The organism is Burkholderia sp. A9, from assembly GCF_000801975.1.
In genome coordinates, this window is the sequence record NZ_JSZN01000007.1 from 155,235 (window position 1) to 167,943 (window position 12,709).

The window sequence follows — 12,709 nt, forward strand, 5'->3', positions numbered from 1 at the left end:
GCCATGCGATTGCTGATTCTTTCCGCTGCGGTTTCCGCCGCCCTCGCGTTGTCGGCCTGTTCGCTGACGCCGGCGCTGGTAAAACCCGCGATGCCGGTGCCGACCGCCTATACAGCCGCCGCTGCCGCCGACCTGCACGCGAACGCGGCCGATCTCGGCTGGCGCACGATGTTCGGCGACCGCCGCCTGCAGCGTCTGATCGAGGTCGCGCTACAGAACAACCGCGACCTGCGGCTGGCCGCGCTGAACGTCGAGGCCGCCGAAGCGCAGTACGGCATCCAGCGCTCGGCGCGCCTGCCGTCGATCGACGCAGGCGCCAGCTTCACTCGCCAGCGCACCGCTGCCGACCCGCAGTCGAATCCGCCGCTGCTCGAGTCGACGCAGAACCAGTACGGCGTGAACGTCGGCATCAGCGCGTTCGAGATCGATCTGTTCGGCCGCGTGAAGTCGCTGTCGGATGCGGCGTTCGCCCGCTACCTCGCGACCGATCACGGCCGCCGCGCGGTGCAGATCTCGCTCGTCGGCGCGGTCGCGGACGCGTACTTCGCGGAGCGTCTCGCGCAGGAACAGCGCCAGCTTGCCGAGCGCACGCTCGGCGACTGGCAGCAGTCGCTCGATCTCGCACGCCGCCTGAAGGAAGCGCATCAGGCGAGCGGCGTCGACATCGCGCAGGCCGAAGGCCAGGTCGCGAGCGCGACCGCCGATCTCGAAGCGCGCACACGCGCCGTCGAGCAGGCACGCAATGCGCTGCGCCTGCTGCTCGGCAGCGAGCCGCCGAAGGATCTGCCGGACCCGCTGCCGCTCGAGCAGCAGCCGGTGATGACGCAACTGCCGGCCGGCCTGCCGTCGGAGTTGCTGTTCCGCCGGCCGGACATCCAGCAGGCCGAGCAGAACCTGGTCGCGGCCAATGCCGACATCGGCGCGGCACGCGCGGCGTTCTTTCCGCGGCTGTCGCTGACGTCGTCGATCGGTTTCCTCAGCCCAGCGATGGGCAGCCTGTTCGCCGGCGGTCAGAACGTATGGAGCTTCGCGCCGCAGCTCACCGTCCCGATCTTCCAGGGCGAGCGGCTCCGTTCGGAGCTGCGTCTCGCGGAAGTGCGCAAGTCGAGTGCCGTCGCCGAGTACGAGCGCTCGATCCAGACCGCGTTCCGCGAAGTCGCCGACGGCATCGCCGGACGCGAAACCTTCGGCCGGCAGATCGAAGCGCAGTCGCGCGTGGTCGCATCAGCCGAGCGCCGCACCGATCTGTCGAACCTGCGCTACCGCGCGGGCGTCGAGGGGCGGCTGGAATTGCTGGATTCGCAGCGCCAGCTGTATTCGGCGCGGCAGGCTTTGCTCGACCTGCGCCGCAGCGAACTGGCCAATGCCGTCGCGCTCTACAAGGCACTCGGCGGCGGGCTGACGGACACCGACGTCCCACCGTCGACCAACGTGGCGCTGCAACGATGAGCGCGCTGATCCTGATTGCCGAGGACGAGCCCGACATCTCGGACATCCTCGACGCGTACCTGAAGCACGACGGCTTTCGCACCTACCGCGTCGGCAACGGGCAGGCCGTGCTCGACGTGCAGCCGCACCTGGAGCCCGACCTGATCCTGCTCGACGTCAAGCTGCCGGGCAGGAGCGGCTGGGACGTGCTGGCCGAACTGCGGCGGCGCTGCAATACGCCGGTCGTCGTCGTCACCGCGTTCGACCGGGACATCGACAGGCTGCAGGCGCTGGGCGCCGGCGCGGACGACTTCATCGTGAAGCCGTTCGACCCGGCCGAGGTGGTCGCACGCCTGCGCGCGATCCTGCGACGCGCACGCACGCCATCGGCCGCACGCATGCTGCAGGTCGGCAATCTGGAGATCGACACCGACAGCTATCTCGCCCGCGTGCGCACGGCATCCACCGGCGTACAGATCGCGCTGACGCTCACGGAATTCCGGCTGCTCGCGCACATGGCGCGCTCGCCGAGCCGTGTATTCACACGCGGCGAACTGCTCGACGCCTGCATGGCCGACGTGAGCGCACTCGAACGCACGGTCGACAGCCACATCAGCCGGCTGCGCAAGAAACTCGAACAGGCCGGCGCGCCCGGCATGCCCGAAGTGATGCGCGGGGTCGGCTACCGGTTGCGGGGGACGCAGTGAACGGGCCGCCGACGCCGGGCCGGCCAATCGGGCTGGCGATCGCGCTGCTCGCGCTCGTCGTCGTGCTGGCTGCCGGCCTCGGCATGTCGATCGTCGACGCGTTGCGCCATCCGGCAGAACTGCCGCGCGACGGCATGCACCACGACGCATTCACCTACCCGGTGCTTGCAACGCTGCTGTTGTCCGGACTCCTGGCGGCGGCCGTCGATCTGTGCCGGCTGATTCGCCGAACGCTCGACGCGCTCGACTCGGCCGCGTACACCGCCGGGCGGATCGCTGCCGGCGATGTTGCGGTGAGCGGAGTTTCCCGCGACGGTTGCCCGAGAGCGATGTCGCAATTCATCGAGGACTTCAATGCCATGACCATCCGGCTGCGGCATACGACCGCCGTTAATACCATACCCTCGCCCACCGACGCGGAGCACATTGCACACGTCCCGCTCGCGGACCTCGAAGCCCGGCTGGACGAAATCAAGCGCCTCGCATCCGCAGCCGGCGACGCATCGGACGAACGTCTGCTGCACCGTGTCGACGACCTCTTCCGGTTCGTCGACAACCTGCAGGTCGTCGAACGGCACGACACACTGAAGCTCGAGCGTCGGCCACAGGAGCGCCGTTGAAATTTCCGTACGAATGGCAGATCGGACTGCGCTATGCGTCTGCCGACAAACGCGCGACCGGCAGCTGCTTCGTTTCGTTCGTCGCCGCCGCGTCGATGGCCGGCATCGCGCTCGGTGTCGCCGCGCTGATCATCGTGCTGTCGGTCATGAACGGGTTCCGCAGCGAAGTGCGGGACCGAATGCTGTCGGTCCTGTCGCACATCGAGATCTTCTCGCCGACCGGCAGCATGCCGGACTGGCGGCAGAGCATCGAACACATGGAGCAGGCGCCGGCGGTCGCGTTGCAGCTGTCGCGCGCGCTGTCGGGCAACCTGTACATCCGCGACTGGACGCAACACAACCGGACCTGGTTCATCGCCGAGCAGTTGCAGAAGCGCATGCTGTTCCTGATCCTGATGCTCATCATCGCGGTCGCGGCATTCAACCTCGTGTCGTCGCTCGTGATGACCGTCACGCAGAAGCACGGCGATATCGCAATCCTGCGCACGCTCGGCGCGCCGCCGGGCGCGATCATGAAAATCTTCATGATCCAGGGCATGACGATCGGGCTGGTCGGGACGATGACGGGCGTGGCACTCGGCGGCGCGATCGCGTCGAGCATCCCGTGGCTGCTGCCACTGATCGAACACGCGCTCGGCATCCGGTTCCTGACGCCGTCCGTCTACTTCCTGAACGAACTTCCGTCGAAGCTCGTCGCGGCCGACGTGATCGAGGTGGCGCTCGTTTCGTTCGTCATGTCGTCGCTGGCGACGCTGTATCCGAGCTGGCGAGGCGCGCGCATCCATCCTGCGGCCGCGCTGCGCGACGAGTGACCGCAGCAACCGGTGCGGTTGGCGCCTGCGACTCGAATGTTTCCTCCACGACCATTCGCTCATTGCGAACGGAATCGTCAATTATCCGACGTGCCGAGCCACCATTGCATCCAGTGACGGCCTTGAAAATTACAAAACACCGCCAATTTTTTCAAAATCATTTCAGCCAATTCGATTTAATTTTGTTTCATATAATCAGAAAAAGTTTGACACCGAACTTTCGTTCTTGATACCGTCCGATGCAAGTAATCTGACGAATTGCAACCCACGCAATCGATTCTGCTCGACGCAGTTCGCTTCCGCCGCACCGAAGTTCTCGCCGCTGACCGCATCTTCTTCCGTTGGCGCATGCAACATCCCGATGCATTTCATTGGGCAGCTGCCGTCCGGCAGCGGGCCGAAGGACCGAACCGAATGAGCAGGACACCGAAACTGTTGCTCTAGCCATCCCGCCTGCGTCAGGCCTGCTGGCGCCGCTGCCTCGCAGCGCGGCGCAGCGCCCCCGTTACCGAGCATTCCAGCATTTCGCCCCCGGAGCAACACCTTTCCGGATCGGGCGAAAGGCCCCGCTGCGCCCACGCGATCCGCGCGAGCGCAGCGGATTTCAGCGGCGCACGATCCGCGCCGCTGTCGACCGTTGTTGTTCGTGCCGTTCGATGTTCAACCGGAGGGGTAATTCAAATGAGTCAGGTTGCAGACAAGAAACAAAAGCACATTCGCATCGTCAAGCTCGCCTTCGCCGCCGCGGCAGCCGCTTCGTTCGGCATGACGGCCGTCCATGCCGCACCTGCCGCCGGCTGGACCGAAACACGCACCAAGGGATTCCTGCCGCTCGTCCAGCAGGGCGAAAGCAGCAGCACCGCCGGCGCGCCGGCGGCAAGCACGGCCGCCGCTGCCGCGGCTGCAACCGAGATGGCGCCCGGCGAATCGGTCGACATCGTGCTCGGGCTGAACCTGCGCAGTGAAGCGCAACTCGACCAGTACCTGCATGATCTGCATACGCCCGGCTCGCCGCACTACAAGCAGTTCCTGACGCCGGCGCAGTTCGCTGCGCAGTACGCGCCGACCGACCAGCAGGTCGCGTCCGTCGTCGCGCACCTGCGCAAGGCCGGCTTCGTCAACATCGTGGTTGCGCCGAACCGCCTGCTGGTGTCCGCCTCCGGCACCGCGGCAACGATCAAGTCGGCGTTCCGCACGACGCTCAAACGCTTCACGCGCAACGGCCGCAGCGTCTATGCGAACACCGATGCCGCGCAGGTGCCGAACGCGATCAGCGGCATCGTCGGCGCGGTGCTGGGTCTGCAGAACGTCGAGCTCATGCATACCGGCGCGGGCAGCAAGCCGCAAGGCAACACCAGCAACCTGACGATTCCCGCGGGTGCGTCAGCGGTGCCGCACAACCCGACGGAATTCTCGTCGCTCTATGGCGGCGACGGTACGCCGACGGCCTCGCAGACCACGGTCGGTATCATCTCCGAAGGCGACCTGTCGCAAACGGTCAGCGACCTGAACACGTTCGCCGCGAGCAACGGCCTCGGCGCGATCAGCAGCAGCATCGTGCAGACGGGTCCGTCAGGCAGTTCGTACACCGACACATCCGGCACCGTCGAATGGAACCTCGACAGCCAGTCGATCGTCGGCGCGGCCGGCGGCAGCGTGAAGCAGGTCGTGTTCTACGTGGCGCCGTCGATGACGCTCACGGCGATCACCGCCGCGTACAACAAGGCAGTCAGCGACAACGTCGCGAAGGTCATCAACGTGTCGCTCGGCGTATGCGAATCGTCCGCGTACAGCACCGGCTCGCAGGCGACCGACGACACCATCTTCAAGCAGGCCGTTGCGCAAGGGCAGACCTTCTCCGTGTCGGCCGGCGACCATGGCGCGTACGAATGCGCGAGCGGCACGCCGTCGCGCTCGACCTACACGGTGAGCGAGCCCGCGACGTCGCCGTACGTGATCGCGGTGGGCGGCACGACGCTGTTCACCAATACGTCGACCAACGCGTACAACAGCGAAATCGTCTGGAACGATCCGGGCTGGCAGCCCGGCACCGTATGGTCGACGGGCGGCGGCTACAGCAAGTACGAAGCCGCGCCGTCGTGGCAATCGTCGAGCCTCACCGGGTCGACCAAGCGCGCGCTGCCGGACGTCGGCTTCGACGCCGACCTGCGCACCGGCGCGATCCTCGTGGTGAACGGCCAGACGTCCGACACGCTGTGGGGTTCGGGCTACCTGAACAACGAAGGCGGCACGAGCCTCGCCGCGCCGATCTTCACCGGCATCTGGGCACGGCTGCAATCGGCCAACAACAACGCGTTGGGCTTCCCGGCATCGAGCATCTACAAGTACTTCCCGACCAACGCGGCGCTGCTGCACGATGTCACGTCCGGCAACAACGGCAGCGGCACTTACGGCTACAAGGCGAAGGCCGGCTGGGACGCGACCACGGGCTTCGGCAGCGTGAACATCTCGAAGCTGAACACGTTCATCCAGAGCACGTCGGATTTCGCGCGCTGATCGCGCGATGAGCAGTGCGGTTCCGGGCGCGCCGCGTGGTGCACGCCCGGAACCGTGTGCACGTCGCGCCCGGATCGATGCTGCGCGTCCACACCCGCCGCCCGCGGTTGTCGCGGGCGAGCGAGATCACAGCTGCGACTCGATCGGAAACAGCCCGAGAAACCAGACTTCCATCCGCCGTGCCGCCGACACTTCCGGTTCGTGATCGAGCTCGGTCACCTTCCCGTCCGCATCGGTCTGAAGCCATTTCAATTGCCCTTTGCCGGCGGGATCGGTTCTCGATTCGACACGCCACGCGATTCGATCGAGCCGTGACGCCAGATCCGTCGCGACTTCGGACGCAATCGCCGGACTCTCGCAGTAGACGCCGATCTCGGTGTTGAGCCTCAGCGAGCGCGGATCGAGGTTCATCGAGCCGATGAAGATGCTCTTGCGATCGAACACATACGTCTTCGCGTGCAGCGACGCACGCGACGAACCGATGATGATCTGTTTCGAGATGCTCTTGTCGCCGGACGGCCGCCGCTCGTAAAGCCGCACGCCGGCTTCCACCAGATCGCGCCGATAGTGCCGGTAGCCGGCATGCACGGCCGCCACGTCGGTCGATGCGAGCGAGTTGGTCAGGATCGTCACGCGCACGCCGCGCGCCGTGAGCGCACGCAGCCGTTCGACCATGTCCTTGCCCGGCACGAAGTACGGCGACACGATCAGCAGTTCCTGCTCGGGCCGCAGCGCGAGTGCGCGCAGCTGCGGCATCAGGTGCCCGTCGGGGTCCTTCGGCGAGCGCGAGATCTTCGCCGGATCGTCGTACAGGACCGTCGCCTGCCCCCACGACAGCTCGGTGCCCTGCCCGTGCACGATCTGGTCGAGCCTTTGCCGCGCCTCGAGCACGTATGGATTGTCCTCCATGGCCCGCAGGTAGTCGCGCAGCCGTTCGCGCTCCCGGTCGAGGCCGCCCGGCGCCGCGTCGTGCCCGACCAGCGCATCGACCGGATACGCATACGGCGAATTCCAGAACGTATCGAATTCGGTCGAGATGTCGTTCACGACGGGGCCGTGCACGACCACGTCGAGATCGCCGAACTCCAGCATCGACGACGCGCCGAAGTACTCGTCGCCGATATTGCGGCCGCCGACGATCGCCGCCTGGTTGTCCGCGATCATCGCCTTGTTGTGCATGCGCCGGTTGACGCGCGCGAACTCGAGCACGGTGCCGATCTTCTTGAAGTGGCGCGTCGCGACCGGATTGAACAGCCGGATCTCGATGTTCGGATGCGCGCTGATCTCGAGCAGCTTGCGGTCGTCCGCGTTCGTGCCGAGATCGTCGAGCAGCGCGCGCACGCGGACCCCGCGATCGGCCGCACGGATGATCGCATCCGCGAGCTCGTGTCCGGTCAGGTCGTCGTGCCAGATGTAGTACTGCAGGTCCAGCGAGCGGTCCGCGCGATCGGCGAGCAGCACGCGCGCATCGAGTGCGTCGACCGGATCGCGCAGCAGATGAAACGCGTCCTGCCCCGGATGGGTGGCGGCCTGCTGGCGGAACGCGATGCCGAGGCGCGTGTTGTCGGTATCGGTGAATGCGTGCGTCGGCGTGCGGCCGGCCTGCGGCGGCAGGCTGGCGCACGCGGCAAGCATCAGCAACGACAGAATCGCACCCCACGAACGCAGCATGATCATGATGGCCGCCCTCCACTGTCGGGCGAAGTCGGTTTGTGTTTGTTCTGGCTGCCGGATAGTGCGCGGAGCCTGGCTGCGGTTCGCGCACTCGATGGATAGCGGGCGCGCCGGTCGCGCTACAGCATACTTCGACTGAGATCGGGACGGCACGCTTTCCGTATTTCCCCGGTGGCGGCGATACGACACGCGACGCCGACGTGCACGCATTCAACACGATCGACACATTCAGGCGGCGCGCAAAAGAAAAACCCGCGAAGCCTTGCGGCATCGCGGGTTTCGCGTCTTCCCCGAATAACCCTGGAAGCGAATCTGGTGGGCCCCCCGGGAGTCGAACCCGGCACCAACGAATTATGAGTTCGCTGCTCTAACCAAGCATGAGCTAGGGGCCCAGATGAGAAGCAAGACGTGCTACACGCCGCCCCGGCAACGAAGCCGGGCCGGCATTGTAACAACAAAGACGCTAAAGAGGACAAACGCCACCGGCATCACGCGGATACCGGCGGCGTTCGCAAGTGAGATGCTGGAAATCAGTTCCCTTCGAGGAACGACTTCAGCTTGTCGGAACGGCTCGGGTGACGCAGCTTGCGCAGCGCCTTGGCCTCGATCTGACGGATCCGCTCACGCGTGACGTCGAACTGCTTGCCGACTTCCTCGAGCGTGTGATCGGTGCTCATCTCGATGCCGAAGCGCATCCGCAGCACCTTCGCCTCGCGCGGCGTCAGCGAGTCGAGCACGTCCTTCACGACGTCGCGCATGCTTGCATGCAGCGCGGCATCCGCCGGCGCGACCGTGTTGTTGTCCTCGATGAAGTCGCCGAGATGGGAATCGTCGTCGTCACCGATCGGCGTTTCCATCGAGATCGGCTCCTTCGCGATCTTCATGATCTTGCGGATCTTGTCTTCCGGCATCTCCATCTTCTCGGCGAGCGTTGCCGGATCCGGCTCGAGACCGGTTTCCTGCAGGATCTGCCGCGAAATGCGGTTCATCTTGTTGATCGTTTCGATCATGTGAACCGGAATACGGATCGTACGCGCCTGGTCCGCAATCGAACGCGTGATGGCCTGGCGAATCCACCACGTCGCATAGGTCGAGAACTTGTAGCCGCGACGGTATTCGAACTTGTCCACCGCCTTCATCAGGCCGATGTTGCCTTCCTGGATCAGGTCGAGGAACTGCAGGCCGCGGTTCGTGTACTTCTTCGCGATCGAGATCACGAGACGCAGGTTCGCCTCGGTCATTTCACGCTTCGCCTGGCGCGCCTTCAGTTCGCCGGCCGCCATCTGGCGGTTGGTTTCCTTGAGGTCCTTCAGCGGCAGCACGACGCGCGCCTGCAGGTCGATCAGACGCTGCTGCTGTTCGCGAATCGCCGGAACGTTACGCGTCAGGACCGCGCTGTACGCATGGCCTTCGGCCGTGACCTTCTCGGCCCAGTCGAGATCCGTCTCGCTGCCCGGGAAGCGCGCGATGAATTCCGAACGCGGCATGCCGCATTTGTCGACGACGATGTGCAGGATCTGACGCTCGACCTGACGCACTTCGTCCACTTGCGCACGCAACGTGTCGCACAGACGCTCGACGGTACGCGCGGTGAAGCGGATCGTCATCAGCTCGGTCTGGATCGTTTCCTGCGCCTTCAGGTAGGACTTCGACTTGTAGCCTTCCTTCTCGAACGCGCGGCGCATCTTGTCGAACCACTCGCTGATCTGCGAGAACTTGTCGAGCGACGCACGCTTGAGGGCTTCGAGCTGGGCGGCGTTGGCCGACGCCTGCGCGGCACCGTCGTCCTCCTCCTCTTCCTCTTCTTCCTCTTCCTCTTCGGCTTCCTCGTCCTCGTTCTCGATGGCTTCCGCTTCCTTCGCGGAGAAGCCGTCGGTGTCGGCGGAGTCCGAAGCATTCGGATCGAGCAGGCCGTCGACGAGTTCGTCGACGCGGATCTCTTCGTTCGCGACGCGTTCGGCCATCGCGAGGATGTCGGCGATCGTCGTCGGGCATGCGGAAATCGCCATCACCATGTGGCGCAGGCCGTCCTCGATCCGCTTCGCGATCTCGATTTCGCCTTCGCGCGTGAGCAGCTCGACCGTGCCCATCTCGCGCATGTACATCCGGACCGGATCGGTCGTGCGGCCGAATTCCGAATCGACGGTCGACAGCGCGACTTCCGCTTCTTCCTCGACTTCATCGTCCGACGACGCGGCCGGCGCGTTGTCGTTCAAGAGCAGCGTTTCCGCGTCCGGCGCCTGCTCGTAAACCGCCACGCCCATGTCGTTGAACGTGCCGATGATGCCTTCGAGGGCTTCGGTCTCGGTGAAGTTGTCCGGCAGGTGGTCGTTGATTTCGGCATACGTGAGGAAGCCGCGCTCCTTGCCGAGCTTGATCAGCGCGCGCAGTTTCACGCGGCGCTCTTCGAGCTCCTCGGCCGTGCCGGGCGTGCTCGTCGCGAACGCTTCCTTCAGCAGCGCCTTCTCCTTGGCACGACGATCGCGCACCTTGGATTTGCCCGGAGCAGCCGCGGCTGCAGGCTGCTCGTCGCTCTGATTTGCGTCGTCATCGACGGATACTTCGTTCAGCTTTTTGGTCATGGAGTTCGCCGTACCGGCTATATCGACTCGCGGCTGCTGGACGACAGCCGGTTGAACCGTGGGTGCATGAGTAGTACGTACTGCCGTTTCGTCCGCGGCGGCAGTCGTGTCCCTTGCGCTTTTCGCACTTGCCCGCTTCTCCACCGGCTTGGCCGGCCCGGAGTCGGGTCTGGCGGCAGCCCGTGTTCTGGCTGCCGGCGCCGGCGCAGCCTGAGCGGTGCCGGCCGCGGTTTTCTTTCCTGCAGGGGCTGACGTGACTGAAGACGTTGTCCTGGTGGAAGAAGCAGACTTGGCCGCTGTGACCTTCGTGGTCGGCTCCGTCGAGCCCTTGCCTGTTGCTTTCTTTCCGCCTGTCGTCTTTGCCATCGCGATTCTCGCCTCTGCTTAGAAAACAAACCGCTGGAAACCTTATATTATAGCACGCTGGGGAGCCCTCTCTTGGCGCCCCGGCCGCCTACAGCCCGAGCCGACGCTTCATGTCGGTTCGCTGCTGGTTCAATTCCGTCAATTCGGCTAATTCCTCGGGTGTGAAGGTGGATTGCCGCGCCAGCCTGTCGAGCCGGTCGCAGCAAGCGTCATAGCGCATCTTGAGCACCGCCGCCTGCAGTTCCTCTCCCGCAATCCGTTCCTGCTCACGCTGCCGCTCGGGCACCGTCTCGTCTTCCGGATTCTGTAACAGCAAGTCGCGGACGTTTTCATCATAGTCCAGAATTTCGCGGAAGATTTCCTCGTAAGTCGCTCCATTCGAGGACGTCCGCAGGACATCCGACAGCAGCCGGAACTCCGCGCCATCGCCCAGCGCTCGCGCATGGTCGACCACTTCGGCGAACAGCTCGCCGATGCGCGGCAGCGCGCGCAGGGTCGCAAGCTGCTCGTCGTCGAGCTGCGACGCGATCCGCGGATGCATCACCAGCGTGCGCAACGCACGCTTTTCGCTGTCCGTCACGCGCCGCCGCTCGCTGCGCGCGGGCGCCTGGCGAGGCGGCGCCGCGATCCGCGTATCGACGTCGGACAGCCCCGCAACTTCCTCGAACGGGATATCGAGTCGGTCGGCAAACATGTGCATGATCTGCGCGCGCAACGCATTCGCCGGCAGTGCCTGCAACAGCGGCTTCGCGTCGAACAACGCCTTCGCGCGGCCCTCCGGCTGGTCGAGCGCCTTGCCGGCAATTGCTTCGTTCAACAGAAATTGCGACAGCGGCATCGCACGCTCGACCTGCTCGGAGAATGCGTCCGCGCCGAATTCGCGCACGAAGCTGTCCGGATCGTGCTCGGACGGCAGGAACAGGAATCGGATCGTCCGGTTGTCCGCCGCATGCGGCAGGCACGCCTCGAGCGCGCGGCGTGCCGCACGCCGGCCGGCCGAGTCGCCGTCGAAGCTGAAAATGACCGTGTCGGTCTGGCGCAGCAGCTTCTGCACGTGGATCGGCGTGCACGCCGTGCCGAGCGTCGCGACCGCGTTCGGGAACCCGAGCTGCGCGAGCGCGACGACGTCCATGTAGCCCTCGACGACCAGCACGTACTTGCGCTCGCGAATCGCGAGGCGTGCCTCGAACAGCCCGTACAGTTCGCTGCCCTTGTTGAACAGCGGCGTTTCGGGCGAATTCAGGTACTTCGGCTCGCCGCTGCCGAGCACGCGCCCCCCGAACCCGATCACCTGCCCCTTCACGTTGCGGATCGGGAACATGATCCGTTCGCGGAACCGGTCGTAGCGTCGCGCGACGCCTTGCGCGTCGGTCTTCTCGCTGACGATCACGAGCCCCGATTCGACCAGCGACTCGTCGCGGTAGTCGGGGAACGCGGTTTCGAGGTTCTGCCAGCCGTCCGGCGCATAGCCGAGCCCGAAGCGTGCGGCGATCTCGCCAGTCAGGCCCCGGTTTTTCAGATACTGGATCGCGACGGTCGCACCGCGCAATTGCTTGCGGTAGTAGTCGCACGCCGCGGACATCACGTCGGACAGCGCGGTCGCGACCGATTTCGACACGGGCGCCGGATAATCGCCGCCCCCGCCGCCTCCACCCCCGCCGCGCATCGACGGTTCGTGCGGCACGGTCAGCCCGACCGATTGCGCGAGCTCCTGCACCGCTTCCGGGAACGTGAGCCCCGCGTGTTCCATCAGGAAGCCGATCGCCGTGCCGTGCGCGCCACAACCGAAGCAGTGATAGAACTGCTTGGTCGGGCTGACGGTAAACGACGGGCTCTTCTCGTTATGGAACGGGCACAACCCCATGAAGTTGGCGCCGCCCTTCTTGAGTTGCACGTACCGGCCCACCACGTCGACGATATCGACGCGGTTCAGCAAATCCTGCAGGAACGAATGCGGAATCACCGTGGGATCGAACGAAAAAAAGACAATACGACACCCCGGC

9 protein-coding genes and 1 tRNA gene are annotated in these 12,709 nt (G+C 65.3%); 5 read left to right on the top strand and 5 right to left on the bottom strand.

Annotated elements, in window-relative coordinates:
• The first annotated feature begins 3 nt into the window (after positions 1-3).
• The 4 genes from PI86_RS04445 to PI86_RS04460 all read left to right on the top strand — a co-directional run bounded on the left by PI86_RS04445 (position 4) and on the right by PI86_RS04460 (position 3,567).
• On the top strand, positions 4-1,449 hold the full coding sequence (locus tag PI86_RS04445) for an efflux transporter outer membrane subunit (protein WP_039319123.1): 1,446 nt from the start codon (positions 4-6) through the stop codon (positions 1,447-1,449).
• Complete coding sequence (locus PI86_RS04450) at positions 1,446-2,135, top strand: response regulator (RefSeq protein ID WP_039319125.1); 690 nt, start codon at positions 1,446-1,448, stop codon at positions 2,133-2,135. The genes PI86_RS04445 and PI86_RS04450 overlap by 4 nt, the downstream gene beginning before the upstream one ends.
• A gap of 83 nt (positions 2,136-2,218) precedes the next feature.
• Positions 2,219-2,755 (top strand): histidine kinase, encoded by a 537-nt coding sequence (locus PI86_RS04455; RefSeq protein ID WP_235362687.1) that lies wholly within the window; start codon positions 2,219-2,221, stop codon positions 2,753-2,755.
• Positions 2,756-2,850: 95 nt separating this feature from the next.
• Positions 2,851-3,567, top strand: coding sequence for an FtsX-like permease family protein (locus PI86_RS04460; RefSeq protein WP_442854566.1), 717 nt, complete (start codon positions 2,851-2,853; stop codon positions 3,565-3,567).
• Between the two features lie 195 nt (positions 3,568-3,762).
• On the opposite strand, the gene PI86_RS17290 is transcribed toward PI86_RS04460, so the two are convergent.
• Positions 3,763-3,924, bottom strand: coding sequence for a hypothetical protein (locus PI86_RS17290; RefSeq protein ID WP_161792353.1), 162 nt, complete (start codon positions 3,922-3,924; stop codon positions 3,763-3,765).
• Positions 3,925-4,248: 324 nt separating this feature from the next.
• Here PI86_RS17290 and PI86_RS04465 point away from each other — a divergent pair, with 324 nt between their 5' ends.
• Positions 4,249-6,084 carry a S53 family peptidase gene (locus tag PI86_RS04465; RefSeq protein ID WP_039319132.1) on the top strand — a complete coding sequence of 612 codons (1,836 nt, stop codon included), beginning with the start codon at positions 4,249-4,251 and terminating at the stop codon, positions 6,082-6,084.
• 126 nt (positions 6,085-6,210) lie between these two features.
• Here PI86_RS04465 and PI86_RS04470 read toward each other — a convergent pair whose 3' ends face one another.
• The 4 genes from PI86_RS04470 to dnaG form a co-directional block, all read right to left on the bottom strand.
• Entirely contained in the window at positions 6,211-7,761 is a 1,551-nt protein-coding gene (locus PI86_RS04470) for a phospholipase D family protein (RefSeq protein WP_039319135.1), read from the bottom strand.
• A gap of 310 nt (positions 7,762-8,071) precedes the next feature.
• Positions 8,072-8,150, bottom strand: a tRNA-Ile gene (locus tag PI86_RS04475).
• 138 nt (positions 8,151-8,288) lie between these two features.
• Entirely contained in the window at positions 8,289-10,706 is a 2,418-nt protein-coding gene (gene rpoD / locus PI86_RS04480; protein WP_082012138.1) for an RNA polymerase sigma factor RpoD, read from the bottom strand.
• Between the two features lie 88 nt (positions 10,707-10,794).
• Positions 10,795-12,669, bottom strand: a complete 1,875-nt coding sequence (dnaG, locus tag PI86_RS04490) for a DNA primase (protein ID WP_014900011.1) — start codon at positions 12,667-12,669, stop codon at positions 10,795-10,797.
• Positions 12,670-12,709: the final 40 nt, after the last annotated feature.